Genomic DNA, 20,881 nt, shown 5'->3' on the forward strand with positions numbered 1-20,881 from the left:
GGTTCTTTTACAATGGAGTTAAGAAAGAATTACACGATGCGTCAAGATGGGACACCTTACGACAGGAAAACACCGAATTCATCATAAATTCGAAAAACAGGGAGAGATCATCATGAAAAAAACAGCGATTGTATGTACGATGGGACCTGCATGCATGTCCGAGGAAATCCTCGAGAATATGCTCCTTGCCGGCATGAATATAGCGAGATTGAACCTGGCGCACGGCGAGCTTGACGATCACAAGCAGCGGATTCAATTGGTTCGCGCGGCCGCAAGCAAGCTGAACCTTCCGGTGTCCGTGATGCTGGATATTAAAGGACCCGAGATTCGTACGGGTGTGCTGCAGGAGCCTTCCTACATGCTGAAGGCAGGCGAATTCCTGACCTTAACGACAGAACAAATCCAAGGCACGCAGCAGCGGATTTCGGTATCTTATGATCTTGCGCAGGATGTTACGGTCGGCTCGCGCATTATGATCGACGACGGCTTGATCGAGCTTCAAGTCGTTCGCATCGAAGGCTCTGACGTCGTATGCGTAATCCAGAACGGCGGCATCATCAAAGCCCGCAAGGGCGTCAATCTGCCGGGTATTCAAACAAGCCTGCCGGGCGTAACGGAGAAAGACAAGCTGCACATCGCCTTCGGCATCGAGAACAAGGTCGAGATGATTGCCATGTCGTTCGTCCGCCGCGCCGAAGACGTGCAGGAAGTGAAGGCACTGCTGGCTGCGCAGGGCGCCGGCCATATTCAAATCATCTCCAAGATCGAGAATCAAGAAGGCCTGGACGAGCTGGAAGCGATCGTGGAAGCTTCGGAGGGCATTATGGTCGCGCGCGGCGATCTCGGCGTAGAGATTCCGATCGAGGATGTGCCAATGGCGCAGAAGCGCATGATCAGCGCTTGTAACCGTGCCGGCAAATTCGTCATTACGGCGACGCAAATGCTGGAATCCATGCAGGCCAATCCGCGTCCGACGCGCGCAGAAGCGTGCGACGTGGCTAATGCCGTATGGGATGGATCGGATGCGGTCATGCTGTCCGGCGAGACGGCTGCAGGGAAATATCCGGTGGAAGCCGTCCGTACGATGGCGGCAATCGCGATCAAGGCGGAAGAATCCGCGAACGATTTCGTAAAGAAAGATTTGATCACAGCTTAGTTCATCGTTTAAAGTGAATAGAGAAGGTGAAACGGCAGGCGCCGCCATCCCAAGTGGCGGCGTCATCTGTTTTATTCCGGGGAAGTCCTGGCGCGGCATAAGATGAAGCTTATGTGTATCGCGGACGGGATGCGGACAAAGCGCGGGCTGCACAGCGTTTTGCGATTCACTAACGTTAGGCGGGAAGAGAAGCATGCACGTATTAACGGTTGATCATATCTCCAAGAGCTACGGTGAAAAAATATTGTTTCAAGACGTGTCGTTCGGCGTGGAAATGGGCGACAAAATCGGTATTATCGGCGTGAACGGCACCGGTAAGTCGACGTTTCTTCAAGTCGTTGCAGGCATAGAGCCCCCTGATTCGGGCTCTATTCTTGTTGTTGGCGGAACGACGGTCAGGATGCTGGCGCAGGATCCGCAGTTCGACCCCGAGGAGACAGTGCTGGAGCATGTGCTCGGCGGAGACTCGGCACCAATGCAGGCGGTACGGGCCTATGCGGCGGCGCTGCAGGCGCTTGAGCTGAACCCGACCAGCGAGGCGGCGCAGGAGAAGCTTGTCCGTGCTAACCAGCGTATGAACGAGCTGGACGCCTGGGGACTCGAGAGCGAAGCGAAAATCGCGCTCACGAAGCTCGGCATCTTGAACTTCGATGCGAAGCTTGGCATTCTCTCCGGCGGCCAACGCAAGCGCGTTGCGATGGCTGCGGCGCTTATTCAGCCGGCCGACGTGCTGCTGCTGGATGAGCCAACCAACCATATCGACAACGAATCCGTCGCTTGGCTTGAAGGTATGCTGCAGAAGCGCAAGGGCGCGCTGCTTATGATTACGCATGACCGGTACTTCCTGGACCGCGTCAGTAACCGTACGCTGGAGCTGGATAAAGGCAAAGCGTATTTCTACACCGCGAACTACAGCCAGTTCCTCGAGCTCAAGCTGGACCGCGAGGAACGCGAGGCGTCATCGGAAGCGAAGCGCCAGAACCTGCTCCGCAATGAGCTGGCTTGGATGCGCAAAGGCGCCAAAGCGCGGACGACGAAGCAGCAGGCGCGCATTCAGCGGTTCGAAGCGCTGAGCGCGAACGCGCCGGAGAAAGCCTCCGGCAAGCTGGAGGTGTCCGTTGCCTCTACGCGGCTCGGTAAGAAGATTCTGGAGATCGAGGGGTTGCGCAAATCGTTCGAGGGCCGCACGGTGATCGCGGATTTCAGCTATATCGCGGTACCGGAAGACCGCGTTGGCATCGTGGGGCGCAATGGTCTTGGCAAGTCGACGCTGCTGAAGCTGATTGCCGGCAAGCTGCAGCCCGATGAGGGCACGGTCTCGCTCGGACCGACGGTGAAGCTCGGCGTCTTCTCGCAGGAGCGAGAGGAGATGGACGAGAGCCTGCGGGTCATTGACTACATCCGCGAGAGCGCGGAGCGGGTGACGACAGGAGACGGCACCACCATTACTGCGTCACAGATGCTGGAGAGGTTCTTGTTTCCACCTGCGCAGCAGTGGACGCCGATTGCCAAGCTGTCCGGCGGCGAGAAGCGCAGGCTGCAGCTGCTGCGCATCCTGATGGAAGCGCCGAACGTGCTGCTGCTGGATGAGCCGACGAATGACTTGGACATTACGACGTTGACCGTGCTTGAAGATTACCTGGACGATTTCCCCGGCGTCGTCTTCACGGTTTCCCATGACAGGTATTTCCTCGATCGCACGATGGATCGGATTATTGCCTTCGAGGGTAACGGCGTCATTGAGCAGCATGTCGGCAACTTCTCGGATTACCAGGCCTATGCGGCGGCGCATGGCGTCCGCTCCGGCGCGAACGATTCGGGCGGCGCAGAGCCGAAGCGCGGGGGCGAGCCTGCTCCGGCGGCACAGCCGAAGAACGGCATCCCGGCCGATTCAGGCGCGAATGAATCGGCCAAGCCGATGAAAATGACGTACAAAGAGCAGAAGGAATTCGATACGATCGATGCCGATATCGAGAAAGCGGAGCTGGACCTGCAGAAGGTGCAGACGCGGATGGAGGCGGCGAGCAGCGACTCCGGCTTGCTGCAGGAGCTGCTGCAGGAGCAGGCGCAGCTGGAGGCGCAGCTGGAGGCCCTGATGGATCGCTGGGCGTTTCTAAATGAGCTTGCCGAGCAGATTGCAGCGAATAAGAAGAAGTAAAACGGCACTGGTCCACGTAAAGAGGGCAGTACGGAGAGCATGGCTTGCGTCATGGTTTCCGGACTGCCCTTATTTGTTTGGAGTAACAGGCTATGAGGCGGTTCAAGCAGCCGGCTGCCCTGGCTGGCGTCCAGCTGCGGTCAGCGTCAATCAGACGACGGACACGGACGGGCCGGCCGAATCGGCTGCAGGAAGCTTGGCAGAAGGAGTGCTCCCCAAGGATTCCGTCTCCGCGCGCCGCAGCAGCTTGCGCTGCCGCCACCGGAAGAAAGCAAGCGTACCCCGAACGTACTCGTCGGCAATCATGCAGCAGTAGATTGCGACAAGCCCCCAGCCCAGATGAAGGCCGAACCAATAAGAGAAGCCGACGGCGACAAACCACATGGACAGGAGGGAGGTTATCATCGGGAAACGGGTATCGCCGACCGCGTTCAGCCCGGCGTTGAAACCCATGTTGAGCATCTTACCCGGCTGCAGCACCAGGTTGAGCGCAAGCAGGGAAATACCCATCGCGATAATTTCAGGATCCTTCGTGAACCATCCGAGAAACCATTTGCCCAGAAGGAGGAGCAGCAGCGCGTTGACGGTAACGACGGCAAGTCCGATACATAGCGCTTTGTAGGCGCTGCGGTAAGCTTCTTTCCATTTTCGCGCGCCGAAGAGGTGGGCGATCTGGATTTGGACGCCGAGCGCGATGGCATAGCCGAGCAGGAAGCAGAAGGATTCAAGCGTGTTTAAATACGTGCGTGCCGCAAGCTCCTTGGCGCCAAGCATGGCTAGGAACGTGAAGATGACGAGCTGCGAAACCATCCAGCAAGATGCATTGACGCCGAGCGGCCAGCCGATGCGCAGCACTTCCTTGAAGAGCTTGCGATCGTGAAGGCGAATATCTGCAATTCCAACCTTGCGCTCGAAGGAATGGATGAACATGAAGCCGAGAATAAGCATCGCCGTCGTCCGGCTGACCAGCGTCGAGATGGAAACGCCCGTAAGTCCCAGCTGAGGGAAGCCGAACGCCCCGAAGATAAACCCATAATTAAGAGCAACGTGTAAAATGTTAATGCCGACAACGGTCAGCATCGGACCCCGTGTATTGCCCGTACTCCGGATCACGGTGCTGAACGCGGAGGTCAGCGCCATCGAGATCAGCCCGCTGCCCGCTACGGAAATATACGTACGGGACATGGGCAGCAGATGCTCAGGCATCTGAATCAGCCGGGCGATGGCTTCCGGTGCGAATAACAGCGTGACGCTTAGCGCAAGTCCGATTCCTCCGCATACCCGTGCGGAAATAATCGCAATCGTTCGTGCTTCCTCGGACCGCTTGGATCCGAGCCGCTGGGCGACGAGAATGCCTGCACCGCTTGAAATGGTGATGAACAGCGCTGCAAGGGCGTTAAATAGTTGATTAGAGAAACCGACGACGGCAACGGCGTCATCGGAAACCTTGCTGACCATCAGCGTATCGACCGTGCCGAGCAGCGTGGCGAGCAGCAGCTCGATAAAGATCGGCCAGCTGAGGGACCATAAGGAAAAGGAATTTCGTTTCGTCAGCCGTTTACTTGCGTTCTTCATTGCTACTTGTATGCCTCCTGAATCGCCTGCGGCAGTATAGCCGTCCGCGCATGTTTCATCCGTTCGTTTCATTTCAAATTATAGATGGTATACTTAACGGCAAGTATCATGAATTCAACCTAAACTTTCAAATTACAAACTTCGTTCATACCGGAGCATGGCTTCCTGGAAGGAGTGACAGCGATGAGCTTGCTGCAATTTACGGTTCCTCCGCTTCCGCACTATATGCTCTGCGGCTTAGCGGATTACGGCATCGGGGGGCGTCACGTCAACCGCCGAAACATCGAGGTGTTCGATCTGCTTGTCGTTCGGGAAGGCTGCCTCTTCTTGGGCGAGGAGGACCGAACCTACGAGGTCGGCGAAGGGTGTGCGCTCATTCTGAGACCGGACAGCTACCACTACGGAACGCAGGGCTGCGACAGCTACACCTCCTACTACTGGCTTCATTTTCAGACGATGGGGAGCTGGTCCGTGACGGAGACGGAGCTTCCGCGGCAAGGGCAGGAGGGGCTGGAGCCATACGATGAGATGAACACCAAGGCGCTCTGGTCTTACGAAACCCACACGTTTCAGATTCAAGTGCCGCAGTTTGCCAAGCTGCTGCATCCCGGCAAGGTCGACGAATTGCTGGGGCAGCTCATTCAGCTGAACCAGAGCTTCTACTCCAGCAGCGCGAAGTGGAGCCAGCAGGCGCTCTTCCAAGAGCTGCTGCGCCAGCTGTCCTTATCCATGGCCGGGGAAGAGTCTTCGCCGGCTGCCGCTTGCGCGGAGCAGGCCGCGGCCTATATGCGCAAGCATTACCGAGAACCCGTCACCGCGCAGCAGCTGGGCGAGCAGTTGAATTTTCACCCCGTCTATATCGCTCGCTGCATGCAGCGGGTATACGGCTGCGCGCCGATGGAATATTTGCTGCATCACCGAATCGAGCAGGCGAAGCTGCTGCTGCTTCAAACGGATTACGCGGTCACTCGGATCGCGGAGGAGGTCGGCTTCAACCAAGCTGCCTACTTCACGTCCTGCTTTACACGAATCGAAGGCATCTCGCCGCGCAGATACCGGCAGCGGTTCGCTTACGGCTAAGCGGACTGCTGTACAGCTTCTGCAGCATCGCTCCATCTTGCCTCGTGGTGCGTCTTCTGGACGCAGCAAGAAGACCCGCCAACCGCGAAAATTAACCGCAGTTGACGGGCCTTAGCTGTTAGCCAGGATTTATTTGCCGTTGAATGCTTTAAGCATCCAAGTGTGCTTCTCGAGCGATTTGTGGATGGCAAGCAGCAGATCCCCGGTCGTTTCGTCGCCGCTTTCCTGTGCCGCTTCCATGCCTTCCTTCAGCTCGGCGGCCACGTTCGTGAAGTCTCGAATGAGCGTATTGACCATCTCTGGGGCGGTTTCCTTGCCCGTTGCTTCTTTCACGCTGGAGTATTCGAGGTACTCCGCCATGGTGGCATACGGAGAGCCGCCGATCGTTAGCAGCCGCTCTGCGATGTCATCGACATGCAGCGTCGCTTCCTCGTAGAGCTCCTGGAATTTCACATGCAGCGTGAAGAACTGGTTCCCCTTTACATACCAATGGTAGTTATGCAGCTTAATGTAGAGCACGCTCCACGTCGAGATTTGTTTGTTCAGGATCGATTGCAGTTTAATTGCCGTCATGATTAAACACTCCTTCGGAATAAAATAGTGAAAAACGCATCCGTCTGCTTGTCAACTTCCACAGCCTGCTCCTGCGTCGTGTTTCATGCGGATCATCATGCTCGCGCTCGCCAGGTATCCCGTTTATTTTGCCGAGGAGCTTGGTGAAATAATCACGCTTCTTGTAACTAGGACTGCTCTTCCTCTTATTAACCGCTGTCTGTTGTGTTGAACCTTAATAATAACTATTATTAAATTAAAATTATTATAAATAAGAACAAATGTCAAGTCCCATTGCTTCTCGTTCGTTCCGATGCTACGTTTACATTCAGTAGGATGGAGGCGCATCGATATGAAAATTGTTGTATTCGGCGCAAGCGGGGGCACTGGCAAGCAAGTGGTGCAGCAGGCACTGGAGCAGGGCTATGCCGTGACGGCCTTCGTCCGCTCGCTTCGGAAGCTTGATCTCGAGCACCAGGGCTTGTCGATTATTCAAGGCGACGCGCGCGATGAAGCTGCAGTTGCGCAGGCGATAGCGGGTCAAGATGCTGTCATCTCCTGTCTGGGCAGGCGTAGGTTTGGGCGAACGATGGAGCTTTCGGAAATGGCGGCCTGCATTATTGCCGGCATGAAGCGGCATGGCGTATTGCGCATCGGCTACGTGGCTTCCGCAGGGATCCATAAAGAAATTCCCGGCCTCCCCGGTTTGCTCGCACGGATTGTGCTGTGCCATGTGCTTGCCGATCATCGCTGCGCCGTGGACGCGCTGGCGGCAAGCGGTCTGAACTGGACGGTTGCACGCCCGGTGCAGCTCGTCGGCGGCAGGCTCAAGGGCGATTACAAGGAAGCCAGGCAAGGGGTGCCCACGGGCGAGTCGCGAATTTCCCGGGCAGATGTTGCTCATTTTCTGCTGCGAACCTTAACAGATTCGACGTACAGCAGGCAGTCTGTCGGACTGACGTATTAACGGTGGTCACAATTGGAGATTGTATAAATCAGGGCAAAATGGCAAAAACAGAATAGAAGAGAGAAGGCGAAAACGGCAATGACTGCGAAAAGGGTTCGCAAGGCTATTATACCGGCGGGAGGGCTTGGCACGAGGTTTCTTCCGGCAACGAAGGCGCAGCCGAAGGAAATGCTGCCGCTCATTGATAAACCGGCCATTCAATATATCGTGGAGGAAGCGGCTGCTTCCGGCATTGAAAGCATCATGATCGTCACCGGGCGTAACAAGCGGGCGATCGAAGATCATTTTGATAAGTCCTTCGAGCTGGAGGCAGAGCTTGAAGCGCGTCAGAGCGAGGAGATGCTGGAGCTTGTGCAGCGCATCTCGCATCTAGCGGAAATCGTGTATATTCGTCAGGGCCAGGCGCTGGGGCTTGGTCACGCCGTTCTTTGCGCGCGCAGCTTCGTGGAGGATGAACCGTTCGCGGTGCTGCTTGGCGATGATATTTTGCAATCGGAGCCGCCCTGCCTGTCGCAAATGATCCGCATGTATCACGAGCGACAATCGTCAGTGGTTGCGGTGATGGAGGTACCGTGGGATCAGACGCACAAATACGGGATTGTAGACCTGGCGCCGGGCGGCAACGGACTGCTGCGGGGATTAATCGAGAAACCGTCCCCTGGGGAAGCGCCGTCCAACTTAGCGGTCGTGGGCCGTTATGTGCTGGAGCCGGCTATATTCCGGCTGCTGGCGGAAGCCAAGCCGGGCAAGGGCGGTGAAATTCAGCTGACGGATAGTCTGCAGCGGCTCAATATGAGCCAGCCGATTACGGCTTTTCGGTTTGACGGACGCAGGTACGATGTAGGCGATAAGCTGGGCTTCGTTCAAGCGACCATCGATCTTGCGCTGCGACGTGAGGATTTGGCGGCTGACGTGCGCCGATATATGGAAGAGCGGCTAAACGGCGGCGGTTAGTTGGAATTGATGAAGGCGAGGATAGAACGAACCATGAAGCGGATACTACAGGTACAATTCAAGAAGAAGCGTGCGTTCACCTTAACGGCGGCTGTTATATTATCGCTGGCCATCGTTGCAGCGGGGTGCAAATATTCGCGTCCGGCTGTGAACGATGCGGGAGACGAAGCTGCGTCCGCAATGCAATTGCAGTCTCACGGCCATGCGCATGAGGATATGCCCGGTATGGATATGAGCGATATGGATATGTCCGGTATGGAGATGGATGCGAGTTCAGGCGCAGTGGATGGCGCGTCATGGGCCTGGCCTTCGGGACAGCCGCAGGCCGGTACGCCTTCGAAGCTTCGCATTACGTTGACCGATGCAAAGGGGAAGCCGGATGCCGGACTTCAAATCAGCCACGAAAAGAAGCTGCATCTGATCATTGTCAGCCGCGGACTGTCGACGTTCATGCATTTGCATCCTGTAGAGACTGCGCATCGCGGCGTGTTCGAGCTGCCGGTTACGTTTGCGGCGGCGGGGTCGTACAAGCTGATTGCCGACTTCAAGCCGAAAGGCGGGGAGCAGCAATGGCAGAGCAAATGGGTGCAGGTAGGCGGAAGCAAGGGCGCCGTCAAGCCGCCGCAGACGGAGCCGATGCTGGTCGTCGATAAGAAGCTGGTGCAGGTTTCCGAGGGCATGAAGATCAGCTTGTCTTTCGAATCGGAGCCGCGGTCGGGCGAGGCGGCTACGCTTCAGTTTTCCTTTGCCGACAGCGGCAGCGGGGAGCCGGTAAGCGACTTACAGCCTTATCTGGGCTCGGTCGGCCATGTCGTGATTATGGATGCCGAGGCTCGTCAATACTTGCATGTTCACGCTATGGGGGAGGCGGAGCACGGGCCGATCGCCCAGTTCCGTGCCGTATTTCCGAAGCCTGGATTGTATAAGATATGGGGGCAGTTTCAGCGAAACAACCGCGTGGCCACCGTTCCTTTCGTCATTCAAGTAACAGAACGGCAAAAATGAATAGAAGCTGATGCTGCAAGCCGTTTGCAGGGTGGAGATGCCCTGTGAACGGCTTTTTTATGCTGCAGTTAACACGTTGTTTTCGGCAGATGCGCCTTCGTGCCACGGCAAACGTGCGAATTGTTCCCCGATGATGCGGGAAGAGGTGCTTTATGTACGTATAAGTTGAAGTTGGCGGCACGTGAGCTTACAGCAGACATGGCTTCCCGGGACTCGTTGCAGGCACGGTGATCGCAGTCGGAAATGTGGATGCGCACGCGGCGGAGCACTCATTCATAGCAAATCAAGAAAGTCCGCAGCGGGATGGCTGCGGACTTTCTTATTTATTGCTGCTCTTCTTCCTCAAGGCGCTGCAGTTGTTCGAAATTGTTCTCGACTTGCTCGGCGAGCAGCGGAGCATACTCTTCCTCTCCGCGCGGACCGGTCACGACGAGCTGGAGCCCTACGACATCGCCTCTATGAACCGGAAGATACAGCAAGGTCTGCGGAATCGGACGGCCGTTGAGCCGCAGAATCGTGTCCACGTTACCTGCGATGAAGACGCCATTTACAGAAATGATACGGCCGTTATTGCTGAAGCGAACAACGCCTGTCAATGCAAGCGCCTGGCCAATGCTCATGCGCGGGAAGTGCCTGATCGCATATGAATTGGTTACCCATGGGAAGAAGCGTCCGCCATTGATGATGACCGTTACGAATCCGCCGGGACCGCCAGGGAATCCGCCGGGTCCTCCCGGGAATCCGCCGGGACCGCCAGGGAATCCGCCGGGACCGCCAGGGAATCCGCCGGGACCGCCAGGGAATCCGCCGGGTCCGCCCGGAAAGCCGCCGGGACCGCCAGGGAATCCGCCGGGACCGCCAGGGAATCCGCCAGGACCACCCGGGAATCCACCGGGTCCACCGGGGAATCCGCCGGGACCGCCAGGGAATCCGCCGGGACCGCCAGGGAATCCACCGGGCCCGCCAGGGAATCCACCAGGCCCGCCGGGACCTCCGCCGGGTCCGCCAGGCCCGCCAGGGAATCCGCCAGGCCCGCCGGGTCCGCCAGGCCCGCCGGGACCTCCGCCGGGTCCGCCGGGACCTCCGCCGGGTCCACCAGGCCCGCCCGGTCCGCCAGGAAACATCCCCCGGGGCCCTTGGCAGCCGCAGTCCGCCTTCCGGTCATAATAACCGGCGGGCGCGCCGGGAATGTACGTATAATGATTGCTCATGCATTGATCTCCTTTTCCGTAGCAAGGATGGGTGAATATCTCGGTTTAGTGTATGCGGCATAAGCCTATCCGGTGTTCCATTTTCCAAACGTCAATACAAACTGTGCATATTTTCGCTATAGATATGAAAAGGCGGAAGGGTACTGCAATGGAATATGAATATCAGCCACATCATCCTTCATGCCCGGCATTTAGCTTGTATGACCACCGTCGTGGAAATTAAAGGAAGGCCAAATCGCTTTCCCGATTTCGGTTATAATGTACCTATTATTTTCGGCTGGATGAGGGGGACAGGAATTGTCGATTTACTGCAAGCTGCTGATCGTCGACGACGAGGCATTGATTAGGCAAGGCATCAAGCATTACATGAATTGGGAACAGGAAGGCTTCCAGATTATCGGGGAGGCGTCGAATGGAAAAGAAGCGCTGGCGCTCATCGAAGAGCTGCAGCCGCATATCGTGCTGACGGATCTCGTGATGCCCGTCATGGACGGCGAAGAGCTGACGCGCCGAATCAAGCTGCATCATCCGGAGATCGAAGTGATTGTCCTGAGCAGCTTCGGAGACTTCGATTACGTACGTTCGACCTTTCAAAGCGGCGTCCGCGATTATATTCTGAAGCCGAAGCTCGACACCGGACATCTGCTGAGCGCCCTGAAGTCGGTAGCCGAGACCATTCCTTCGCTGCAAGCCGGCGGGGGCGGGGGCAAGCATGGCCCATCGGTGAAGAACGTGCTCGAGAAGCTGCTGTCCGGCTACGGAATCGAGGATACGCATGCCGGCGCTGAGCTGGCGGAAGCTTTCCCTCACCGTATGTTTTGTCTGCTTGGCTTGGATTTGCGTGGAAGAACGGTAACGAAGCAGGAGATCGGTGATATACGCCAGCGGATGACGGAAGAACTCGACAAGCAGGTGCAGTACGCCCATCAGTTTGTCTACCATAGCCTTACAACGGACACCGCCATGATTGTGGTGCTGTTCAATCTGGACTACCCAATTCTAAGCTTGATGCCGTTCTGGGCCAGAACGATGGCGGACGCGCTTGGTCGGCCGGATATGGAAGCGGCGGTCATCGTCAGCGAGCCCTTCTCGGAATTAACGCGCCTGGAGCCGGTTTACAAAAAAAGCCTGCTGAAATTAATGGATTACGCGTTCTATTTCCCCCGCAAGAAGCTGCTTGTGTACAACGAGCTTCCAGAGCCGCCGCAGGCCCCGGAGCCGTTTGATCTAAACCGATTTACCGAGGCGTTCAAACGGGAGCGATTCGATGCGGCATTCGGTTATTTGCGCGACTATATGGAGTCGTATAAGGCGGATTACACGACGGACGTGTTCGCGTACAAGTCGTTTCTTAACAACCTGATGTTCAACATTACCGTGCTGCTTGGTAATATGGGATACGACATCGCGACGCTCGAGAGCAAGAAATACGATTATTTCAAAGCAATCGAAGAATCCCGGAACGCCGTCGCGGCGGCGGAACTGCTGAATGCGTTCGTGGCGGAGGCGAGGCAATGCATCGCGGACAAGTCCGAGCTGGCCGGCAACGCCAATATGAAGCGGCTGCTCGATTATATTCAGGCGCATTATGCCGAGCCGCTGAATTTAACGGAGATGGCCAAGCATTTTCATTTCAACCCTTCGTATCTGTCGAGCTACTTTTCCTCGCATCATAATGAAGGGTTCGTCGACTACCTGCACCGCGTTCGGCTGGAGAAGGCCGAGGAGCTGCTGCGGGCCGGCGAAACCTCGATTTCGGAAATCAGCGGCATGGTTGGCTATTCCGATCACAGCTATTTTTGCAAAGTGTTTAAGAAGCACACCGGCTTATCGCCAAGCCGCTACCGGCAGCAAACCATGAGATGAGCGAGTGATGGACATGAGAAACGTATTGGATCGGTTTAAATATAACGGCTTGTTCGTGAAATTGTTCATCGTCATGGCGGCAGGCATCGTGGCGGTGTCGTTCACGACGACGTGGACCACGATTAACATTTCCAGCCGCGTGTTCATGGAGACGTTCAGCATTACGAATTCCAAAGTGATCGGGCAAATTCAGAGCAGCCTGGACTCCTTCAACTATTCGATTATCATCACGGCCAACAAAATCGCCCAAAGCGGGTCGATCCGGGAATTTCTTACCGAAGACGACGGGGATTCAGCGAACATGTACAATGCGTTCTACCAGATGGGGCAGCAAATGAATCGATTCCGCTCCAGCGTGGACGCGTACGAAATCGGCATTACGGTCACGGGCATGAACGGAAGGCGATATTCCACGGACCGTTCGTACTGGCCGGTGCCAGACAGCGCCCTAGCCGATCATCCTATCACGAAACGCTCGCTGGCAGAGCCGCGCAAGCTCATTTACTCGTATGATGATGCCGACAAGTCAGGGATCCCCGGGCTGCCGCCGGCGATCATCGTCTCCAAGGCGCTGGTCGACCGGAGCGGGGACGTGTACGGGATGGTGTATTTTGCCGTGCGCGAGCCGTATTTCGCCCGATTCTACGACAGCAATACGAGCGTGGGCAACGACGTCGCCGTGCTGGACAAGCAGGGGACGATCGTGTCATCGAACCGCGGCGATTGGATCGGCAGGCAATCCGCCGACCTGCTGCAGTATGCGGAGGAGATCGACAATAAAGGTCTCGCTTATAAGAACGCCTCCATCATGGGCAAGGATCAATTGCTGCTGGCAGAGTATATCGGCGGCTTGAACCTGTACATGGTGAACGTTATTGATAAGCAGACCGTGCTTGGGCAATTGACCGACACGCGGCGGATTGCGCTCATTGTGATGGCGATCGCGGCCGCGACGGTACTGATCGTGTTCCTGATATCGCGCAAGCTGACGAAGTCGCTGACCCGGCTCGTGAAGCAAATCTCGACGATTTCCAAATACGAGTTCGACCGCCACGTCAAGGTCGACGGCAGCTACGAGACGCGGCAGCTCGGCATTGCGTTCAACGCGATGATCGACGAGCTGAACGAGTATGTGGACAAGCTGGTCGAAACGCAGAAGCAGCAGCGGAACGCGGAGCTCGAAGCGCTTCAGCAGCAGATCAATCCGCATTTTCTGTACAATACGCTCGCTTCGGTGAAATTCATGGTGCAGCAGGGCAGCAAGGACAAGGCGGCGGAGACCATCAACGCGCTGATCTCGCTGCTGCAGAATGCGATCGGCAACGTCAGCGAGATGATCACGATTCAGCAAGAGCTCGATAATTTGAAAAACTACGTGCTGATCAATCAGGTACGGTACGGTGAGCGGATTCGCGTAAGCTATTTTATCGCGCCGAATTGTCTGGAATACCGGATTCCGAAGCTGATGATCCAGCCTTTCATCGAGAACGCCTTCTTTCATGCGTTCAATGAGAAGGCAGAAGGCTATATTCATATCATGGTGACGCAGGAAAGCTCGGCGCTCGTCTGCGAAGTGGTCGATAATGGGGACGGCATGAACCTAAGCGGTGAAATTCCGAAGAAAATCAGCAAACACAAGTTGTTCAGCGGAATCGGTGTACGCAACGTCAACGAACGCATCAAGCTGCTCTTCGGCGAAGGGTACGGGGTGACGATTACGAGCGAGATTGGCAAAGGAACGCGCGTCAGAATTCGAATTCCGTTATTGAAACCTAATAATGATCCTAATTTCTAAAGATTGTCCAAACTCGAAATGGCCTCCCGCCGCAACTTATAAGAATATGACAATTCGTTGTAAAGATCGTGCTAACGAGCTGAAATCGGGGAATGCTATCATAAAGCAGTGAGTTAGCAAACGCTTACAACAAATAGATAACGGAGGTCATGAAAGTGAAGAAACTGATTGGACTACTCGTAATTTGCGTAATCGTACTTTCGGCGTGCTCGTCGAAAACGAACGATAATGCAAACAGCGGCACAAACGGCGGCGGGAATACAGGGGATGCAGCCAGCAAAATAACGGTCTGGGCATGGGATCCCAACTTTAACATTAAAGCGATGAACCTCGCTAAAGACGCTTATAAAGCGCAGGATGCAAATTTGACGGTCGATATCGTAGAGAACGCACAGAATGATATCGTGCAAAAGCTGAACACGGGCATGAGCTCAGGCACAACGAAAGGCCTGCCGAATATCGTGCTGATCGAAGACTACCGCGCGCAGAGCTTCCTGCAAGCGTACCCGGACATGTTCTATGACCTTAGCAGCACGATCAAAGCCGAGGACTTCGCGGATTACAAGCTTGGGCCGACATCGGTGGACGGCAAGCATTACGGCGTACCATTCGACTCTGGCGTAGCCGGCTTGTATGTGAGAACGGATTATTTGAAAGAAGCAGGCTATACGATCGCAGATCTGCAGGATATTACGTGGGATCAATACATCGAAATCGGTAAAAAAGTCAAAGCGGCAACGGGAAAAGACTGGATCTCGCTTGATCCGAACGACCTTGGCATTATTCGCATGATGATTCAATCCGCAGGTAAATGGTACTTGAACGAAGACGGCAAAACGCCGAACATCGCAAACAACGATGCAATGAAAGAAGCTTTCGAAGACTACAAAAAACTGATGGAAGCCAATATCGTTAAAGTCCATTCCGATTGGAGCCAATATGTCGCTAACTACAACAAAGGCGATGTAGCTTCCGTTCCGACGGGCAACTGGTTTACCCCTTCCATTACAGCAGAAGCTTCGCAGTCCGGCAAATGGGCGATTGCCCCAATGCCTAAGCTGGCCAAAACGCCGAACTCTGTTCATGCGACAAGCCTTGGCGGCAGCTCGTGGTACGTGCTGAACGTGCCAGGCAAAGAACAAGCGGCGAAGTTCCTGCAAGCTACGCTTGGTTCCAATGTAGATCTGTACCAGAAGCTGGTGACGGATGTAGGTGCGATCGGCACGTACAAGCCGGCAGCTACCGGCGAAGCTTACACGGCGGCGAACCCATTCTTCGGCGGTCAAAAAATCGTCTCGGATTTTGCCGAATGGACGACGCAAATTCCTAACGTGAACTACGGTCTGCACACCTATGCCATCGAAGACATTCTCATCGTAGAGATTCAAAACTATCTGAACGGCAAATCGCTGAACGACGTGCTCAAAGACGCACAGAGCCAAGCCGACGCGCAAGTGAAGTAGCAACGAGGACAGCAGTGACCTTAGGACATGGTTCCGCGTGAAGCCGCCGAGTCAATCGGATGCCTCCGCGGAGGCATGTCCAAGGTCATTATGATGATTCTTGAGATGGAAAGGAGCTGTCGCCACCGTGAGCAAAGCGAGAACAAATATGAATATCAAAGCAAGAACGAATGCCATCAGCTGGTCGTTCATTGCGCTGGCTGTCCTGCTAATCTGTTCGTTTTATTTCTATCCGATGATCAAGGCGCTGAACCTGTCGTTCCAAACGGGTACGGGCACGAATCTTCATTATGTCGGAGGAGACAACTACGTTCGACTGTTCAAAGACCAAACGTTTATAACCGCACTCAAAAATACGTTCGTGTTCCTGATCGTGCAAGTGCCGATCATGATCGTGCTTGCCCTGTTTATTTCGGTGCTGTTGAACGACAGCAAGCTCAAACTGAAAGGTTTTTTCCGTACGGCTATTTTTCTGCCGGCTGTCACTTCGCTTGTCGCGTATTCGGTTATTTTCAAGTACCTGTTCGGCAATGACGGATTAATCAACACGGCGCTGACGAAGCTGCACCTGATCGGAGCGCCAATTCAATGGATCACTGACCCATTCTGGGCTAAAATTACGATTATTATCGCCATTACCTGGCGTTGGACCGGATATAATATGATTTTCTATTTGTCTGCACTGCAAAACATCGACAATTCGATTTACGAAGCGGCGCGTATCGACGGGGCATCTGCGTTCCGCCAATTCCGGCAGATCACGGTGCCGCTCCTGAAGCCGATCATCCTATTCACGTCCATCACGTCGACGATCGGTACGCTGCAGCTCTTCGACGAAGTCGTGAACATTACGAAGGGCGGGCCGGGCAATTCTACGACCACGCTGTCGCAGTACATTTACAATCTTTCGTTCAAATACACGCCCGACTTCGGTTACGCAGCCACCGTCTCTTACGGCGTCGTTATTCTGATCGTGATCTTCTCTATTCTTCAGTTCAAACTGGCAGGTGAAAAAAATGGCTAAACGGATATTCACCTATGTGTTCCTCAGCCTTGCGGCTATTATTTCGATATTCCCATTTCTATGGATGATCGTCAGCGCGACGAACAAGTCGGTCGACGTGACGAAAGGGACGCTGATGCCAGGGTCAAACCTGGGCGCGAACTTCAGCAAAATCGTCGATCAGATCGCGCTTGGACCGGCCTTGCTCAACTCCGCCAAAATATCGATCTCGACAACGATTCTTGCGCTGCTGATCGCCTCGCTGGCCGGCTACGGGTTCGAAATTTTCCGCAGCAAAGCGAAGGATATCGTCTTCAATATCTTGCTGCTGTCGATGATGATTCCGTTCGCGGCGCTCATGGTGCCGCTGTACCGGATGTTCGGTACGATCACGAAGGTTATTCCCGTCATCGGGATCGATACGATGTCGGCGGTCGTTCTGCCGACGGTCACCACGGCGTTCCTCATTTTCTTCTTCCGTCAAAGCACGAAGATGTTTCCGAAGGACATGCTGGAAGCGGGCCGGATCGACGGCTTGAACGAGCTCGGCGTCTTCTTCCGCATCTACGTGCCGACGATGAGAACATCGTACGCTGCGGCGGCGATCATTACGTTCATGTCCAGCTGGAACAATTATTTGTGGCCGCTCGTCGTGCTGCAGTCGCCGGAGAAACGGACGATTCCGCTTCTGATCTCCAACCTGGGCTCAAGCTACGCCCCGGATTACGGCGTGAACATGCTTGTCATCCTGATCGCTACGCTTCCGACCGCCATCGTCTTCTTCCTGATGCAGAAACATTTCGTCGCAGGAATGACAGGCTCGGTCAAATAAGACTAAAATAGAGACGTTTAGAGATAAAGGCTGATCAACCAAGGAGGAACGGAAAGTGAAAGCAACAACAGCCGATATCGGATGGCTCAGCGATCCGACGGTGTATCAAGTGAACCGGCTCGACGCGCATTCCGATCACCGCTATTACCGCACGATGGAGGAAGCAGCGCGTCAAGCGCCGATGAGCATGCGCCATTCGCTGAACGGCAATTGGAAGTTCAGCTACGCGGTCAATGCGGCGAGCCGCACGGAACGCTTCTACGAGCAGGACTTCGATTGCAGCGGCTGGGCTGACATTCAAGTGCCTGGGCATATTCAGCTGCAAGGCTACGGCCAGCTTCAATACGTCAATACCATGTATCCTTGGGACGGCCTTGACGGTGTTAGGCCGCCCCATATTCCACAGGCGAGCAATCCAGTCGGCAGCTATGTGAAGACGTTCCGAATGCCGGAGACGATGAGCGGACCGCTCTATATTTCGTTTCAGGGCGTGGAATCGGCCTTCTACGTGTGGTTGAACGGCCAATTCGTCGGTTATGGCGAAGACAGCTTCACACCTTCGGAATTCGAGCTTACGCCCTACTTACAGGAGGGCGACAATAAACTCGCTGTCGAAGTATTCCAGCGCAGCACTGGGGGCTGGCTTGAGGATCAGGATTTCTGGCGGTTCTCGGGCATCTTCCGCGACGTTTATCTGTATACCGTTCCGGATGTGCATGTTCGGGATCTGCAGGTTCGTGCGCAGCTCGATGACAGCTATGCGACCGGCACGCTGCACGTCGACTTGGAGCTGCTTGCCTATACGGATGGCCGCGATGCAGGGGCCAGCGCGGAACTGGCGCTCAAGGATACGGAAGGGCGAGTCGTTGCCGCTGCGAAAGGCGGTTTTCGTGACGGCAGGCTGACGCTTGCTGCGGAAGCCGGGGAAGTGAAGACATGGAGCGCAGAGCTGCCGTATTTGTACAGCGTCTGCTTGTCCGTCTTCGACGCACGGGGCGAGCTTGTCGAAGCAATCGTCCAGAAGGCCGGCTTCCGGCGCTTCGAAATGCTTGGCGGCCTCATGTGCCTGAACGGCAAACGGATCGTCTTCAAGGGCGTGAACCGCCATGAGTTCAATGTACGCCGAGGCAGAGCGATTACGACAGAGGATATGCTGTGGGATATCAAGACGATTAAGCAAAACAACATGAATGCAGTCCGCACGTCGCATTATCCGAACCAGACGCTGTGGTACGAGCTATGCGATGAATACGGCCTTTACGTCATCGACGAGATGAATCTCGAAACGCATGGCTCTTGGCAGAAGATGGGCGCCGTCGAGCCTTCCTGGAACATTCCGGGCAGCCTGCCGGAGTGGCGGGGAGCGGTCATGGACCGCGCGCAATCGATGCTCGAGCGCGATAAGAACCATCCTTCGATCCTCATTTGGTCCTGCGGCAACGAATCGTACGCGGGTCAGGTGATTTTGGATGCTTCGAATTATTTCCGAGAGCGTGATCCAAGCCGGCTTGTGCATTACGAAGGCGTGTTCCATAATCGCGACTACGATGCGACGAGCGATATGGAGAGCCGCATGTACGCGAAACCGACGGATATTATCGCCTATCTGGAGAGCGGCCCGGCGAAGCCGTACATCAGCTGCGAATATATGCACGCGATGGGCAACTCGGTTGGCGGCATGCACAAATATACAGAGCTTGAGCAGCGGTATCCGATGTACCAGGGCGGGTTCATTTGGGATTACATGGACCAATCTCTAATGGCCCGCGACCGTTACGGGAAGGAATTCTTCGCCTATGGCGGAGATTTCGACGATCGGCCGACGGACTACAGCTTCTGCGGCAACGGCATCGTGTTCGCGGGTCGGCGCGTCACGCCGAAGATGCAGGAGGTCAAATTCCTGTACCAGAACGTGAAGCTGCAGCCGGAGCGGACCGGCGTGAAGGTCGTGAACGAAAATCTGTTCGCCAATACGAACCAGTGGGCGCTGTCGGTCCATCTGTACCGGGACGGCGCTGAGGTGTACCGCTGGAACGGCGAAGCGGCAGTGGAAGCAGGCAGCGAGGCTTTTGTTCCGTTTGAATTGCCGTCCGAGGTTGTGGTTGCGCCGGGTGAGTACGCGATTCATGCAGCATTCGTGCTGAAGGAAGCAGAAGCTTGGGCGGAAGCGGGCCATGAGGTCGCCTTCGGCGAAGGGCTGTTTGAGATCGCGGCCGCGGAAGCTGTCGTGGCTCCGGCCGGAGCGGTACGCGTCGTCGAGGGCGATGTCAACATCGGCGTGATCGGGAACGGCTTTAGCGTCTTGTTCTCGAAGCAAGCCGGTTCCCTCGTCTCGCTCAGCTACGGCGGGCGGGAAATGATTGCGGCTCCGCCGATGCCGTTATTCTGGCGGGCGACGACCGATAATGACAAAGGCACGAACCTCGGTTTCGAAGCGGGTGCATGGTATGCTGCAAGCCTTGCGCGCAAATGCACCAGCGTTGTATTGGAGGCATCAGAAGCGGGTGATTGGGCGACAGTTGCGTTCGATTATGCCTTCAGCATTAGCGAGGCGCTTCGCGTCCGTATTGCGTATACGGTCCATGCGGACGGAAGCGTTCGCGTACGGATGGATTACTCCGGCGCGGCCGGGCTTCCGGATGTACCGATTGTCGCATTGTCCTTCAAGCTGTCCGCCGAGTACAGTGATACGGAATGGTATGCCATGGGACCCGAGGAGAATTATATCGATCGCGCATTTGGCGCGCGACTGGGTATCTTCAGCCGGAAGGTGGAGGAACTGCCATCCCCTTACCTCGTACCCCAGGAGTCTGGCAATCGGACCGGCGTCCGGCGCTTGCGCATCACGGATGCCCAAGGACTTGGGCTGCAGCTATCTGCCGCGTCTTCCGCACCGGTGGAATGTTCCGTCTCGCCGTATACGGCATTCGAGCTGGAACATGCCGCTCATCCTTACGAGCTTCCTGACGTTCACTATACGGTTGTGACCGTTGCGGGGCGTCAAATGGGCGTAGGCGGCGACGACAGTTGGGGAGCTCCGGTGCACGAGGAATACCGGATTCCGTCCGATCAGACGATGAGCTTCGCGTTTACGCTGTCTGCTGTTGATCGCGCATCCGAATAGCGTAAGCTTAAGCTGGGCGGAGAAAGCAATGAAAGAACAGTAAAGAGCGAGCTGTGCAACAGCTCACTGGCAGCGAATAAATTTTGGAAAAAGGCTGACAAGAGGACGATTCCGAATCGTCTCTCGTCAGCCTTTTTGCC

14 protein-coding genes and 1 pseudogene are annotated in these 20,881 nt (G+C 55.6%); 12 read left to right on the forward strand and 3 right to left on the reverse strand.

Annotated features, from left to right (window positions below):
• Positions 1–112 precede the first annotated feature (112 nt).
• Together pyk and KXU80_RS21800 are read left to right on the forward strand one after the other, a co-directional pair.
• Positions 113–1,111, forward strand: a pseudogene (gene pyk / locus KXU80_RS21795) (pyruvate kinase); the annotation flags it as partial.
• Between the two features lie 238 nt (positions 1,112–1,349).
• Positions 1,350–3,314: an ABC-F family ATP-binding cassette domain-containing protein gene (locus tag KXU80_RS21800; protein WP_219835259.1), complete on the forward strand. Its 1,965-nt coding sequence runs from the start codon at positions 1,350–1,352 to the stop codon at positions 3,312–3,314.
• 150 nt (positions 3,315–3,464) lie between these two features.
• On the opposite strand, the gene KXU80_RS21805 is transcribed toward KXU80_RS21800, so the two are convergent.
• Entirely contained in the window at positions 3,465–4,889 is a 1,425-nt protein-coding gene (locus KXU80_RS21805; protein WP_219835260.1) for an MATE family efflux transporter, read from the reverse strand.
• A gap of 183 nt (positions 4,890–5,072) precedes the next feature.
• Between KXU80_RS21805 and KXU80_RS21810 the strand changes: the two genes are divergently transcribed.
• Positions 5,073–5,969, forward strand: a complete 897-nt coding sequence (locus KXU80_RS21810; RefSeq protein WP_219835261.1) for a helix-turn-helix transcriptional regulator — start codon at positions 5,073–5,075, stop codon at positions 5,967–5,969.
• Positions 5,970–6,098: 129 nt separating this feature from the next.
• Here KXU80_RS21810 and KXU80_RS21815 read toward each other — a convergent pair whose 3' ends face one another.
• Positions 6,099–6,542 (reverse strand): Dps family protein, encoded by a 444-nt coding sequence (locus tag KXU80_RS21815; RefSeq protein WP_219835262.1) that lies wholly within the window; start codon positions 6,540–6,542, stop codon positions 6,099–6,101.
• Positions 6,543–6,873: 331 nt separating this feature from the next.
• On the opposite strand from KXU80_RS21815, the gene KXU80_RS21820 reads away from it, so the two are divergent.
• From KXU80_RS21820 to KXU80_RS21830, 3 genes are all read left to right on the forward strand, one after another.
• Positions 6,874–7,488: an NAD(P)-dependent oxidoreductase gene (locus tag KXU80_RS21820; RefSeq protein WP_219835263.1), complete on the forward strand. Its 615-nt coding sequence runs from the start codon at positions 6,874–6,876 to the stop codon at positions 7,486–7,488.
• Positions 7,489–7,566: 78 nt separating this feature from the next.
• A complete protein-coding gene (gene galU / locus KXU80_RS21825; protein WP_219835264.1) occupies positions 7,567–8,442 on the forward strand; it encodes a UTP--glucose-1-phosphate uridylyltransferase GalU in 876 nt (291 codons plus the stop codon).
• Positions 8,443–8,475: 33 nt separating this feature from the next.
• Entirely contained in the window at positions 8,476–9,447 is a 972-nt protein-coding gene (locus KXU80_RS21830) for a DUF8832 domain-containing protein (RefSeq protein ID WP_219835266.1), read from the forward strand.
• Positions 9,448–9,770: 323 nt separating this feature from the next.
• Here KXU80_RS21830 and KXU80_RS21835 read toward each other — a convergent pair whose 3' ends face one another.
• Positions 9,771–10,658, reverse strand: coding sequence for a hypothetical protein (locus KXU80_RS21835; RefSeq protein WP_219835267.1), 888 nt, complete (start codon positions 10,656–10,658; stop codon positions 9,771–9,773).
• Between the two features lie 297 nt (positions 10,659–10,955).
• Here KXU80_RS21835 and KXU80_RS21840 point away from each other — a divergent pair, with 297 nt between their 5' ends.
• The 6 genes from KXU80_RS21840 to KXU80_RS21865 all read left to right on the forward strand — a co-directional run bounded on the left by KXU80_RS21840 (position 10,956) and on the right by KXU80_RS21865 (position 20,741).
• Entirely contained in the window at positions 10,956–12,524 is a 1,569-nt protein-coding gene (locus KXU80_RS21840) for a response regulator transcription factor (protein ID WP_219835268.1), read from the forward strand.
• A gap of 13 nt (positions 12,525–12,537) precedes the next feature.
• Positions 12,538–14,319 (forward strand): cache domain-containing sensor histidine kinase, encoded by a 1,782-nt coding sequence (locus KXU80_RS21845; protein ID WP_219835270.1) that lies wholly within the window; start codon positions 12,538–12,540, stop codon positions 14,317–14,319.
• 155 nt (positions 14,320–14,474) lie between these two features.
• Positions 14,475–15,782 (forward strand): ABC transporter substrate-binding protein, encoded by a 1,308-nt coding sequence (locus KXU80_RS21850; protein WP_219835272.1) that lies wholly within the window; start codon positions 14,475–14,477, stop codon positions 15,780–15,782.
• Positions 15,783–15,930: 148 nt separating this feature from the next.
• On the forward strand, positions 15,931–16,806 hold the full coding sequence (locus KXU80_RS21855; protein ID WP_219839160.1) for a carbohydrate ABC transporter permease: 876 nt from the start codon (positions 15,931–15,933) through the stop codon (positions 16,804–16,806).
• Entirely contained in the window at positions 16,799–17,617 is an 819-nt protein-coding gene (locus tag KXU80_RS21860) for a carbohydrate ABC transporter permease (protein ID WP_219835273.1), read from the forward strand. The genes KXU80_RS21855 and KXU80_RS21860 overlap by 8 nt, the downstream gene beginning before the upstream one ends.
• 55 nt (positions 17,618–17,672) lie before the next feature.
• Positions 17,673–20,741: a beta-galactosidase, LacZ type gene (locus KXU80_RS21865; protein WP_258171097.1), complete on the forward strand. Its 3,069-nt coding sequence runs from the start codon at positions 17,673–17,675 to the stop codon at positions 20,739–20,741.
• Positions 20,742–20,881: the final 140 nt, after the last annotated feature.

It is taken from the genome of Paenibacillus sp. R14(2021), from assembly GCF_019431355.1.
GTDB lineage: Bacteria > Bacillota > Bacilli > Paenibacillales > Paenibacillaceae > Paenibacillus_Z.

Excerpts from the sequence above, each read along its gene's own strand:
- KXU80_RS21820 (WP_219835263.1), top strand. The coding sequence starts at position 6,874 with ATGAAAATTGTTGTATTCGGCGCAAGCGGGGGCACTGGCAAGCAAGTG.
- KXU80_RS21805 (WP_219835260.1), bottom strand. The coding sequence starts at position 4,889 with ATGAAGAACGCAAGTAAACGGCTGACGAAACGAAATTCCTTTTCCTTA.
- KXU80_RS21830 (WP_219835266.1), top strand. The coding sequence starts at position 8,476 with ATGAAGCGGATACTACAGGTACAATTCAAGAAGAAGCGTGCGTTCACC.
- KXU80_RS21835 (WP_219835267.1), bottom strand. The coding sequence starts at position 10,658 with ATGAGCAATCATTATACGTACATTCCCGGCGCGCCCGCCGGTTATTAT.
- KXU80_RS21810 (WP_219835261.1), top strand. The coding sequence starts at position 5,073 with ATGAGCTTGCTGCAATTTACGGTTCCTCCGCTTCCGCACTATATGCTC.
- KXU80_RS21800 (WP_219835259.1), top strand. The coding sequence starts at position 1,350 with ATGCACGTATTAACGGTTGATCATATCTCCAAGAGCTACGGTGAAAAA.
- galU (WP_219835264.1), top strand. The coding sequence starts at position 7,567 with ATGACTGCGAAAAGGGTTCGCAAGGCTATTATACCGGCGGGAGGGCTT.
- KXU80_RS21815 (WP_219835262.1), bottom strand. The coding sequence starts at position 6,542 with ATGACGGCAATTAAACTGCAATCGATCCTGAACAAACAAATCTCGACG.
- KXU80_RS21860 (WP_219835273.1), top strand. The coding sequence starts at position 16,799 with ATGGCTAAACGGATATTCACCTATGTGTTCCTCAGCCTTGCGGCTATT.
- KXU80_RS21855 (WP_219839160.1), top strand. The coding sequence starts at position 15,931 with ATGAATATCAAAGCAAGAACGAATGCCATCAGCTGGTCGTTCATTGCG.
- KXU80_RS21845 (WP_219835270.1), top strand. The coding sequence starts at position 12,538 with ATGAGAAACGTATTGGATCGGTTTAAATATAACGGCTTGTTCGTGAAA.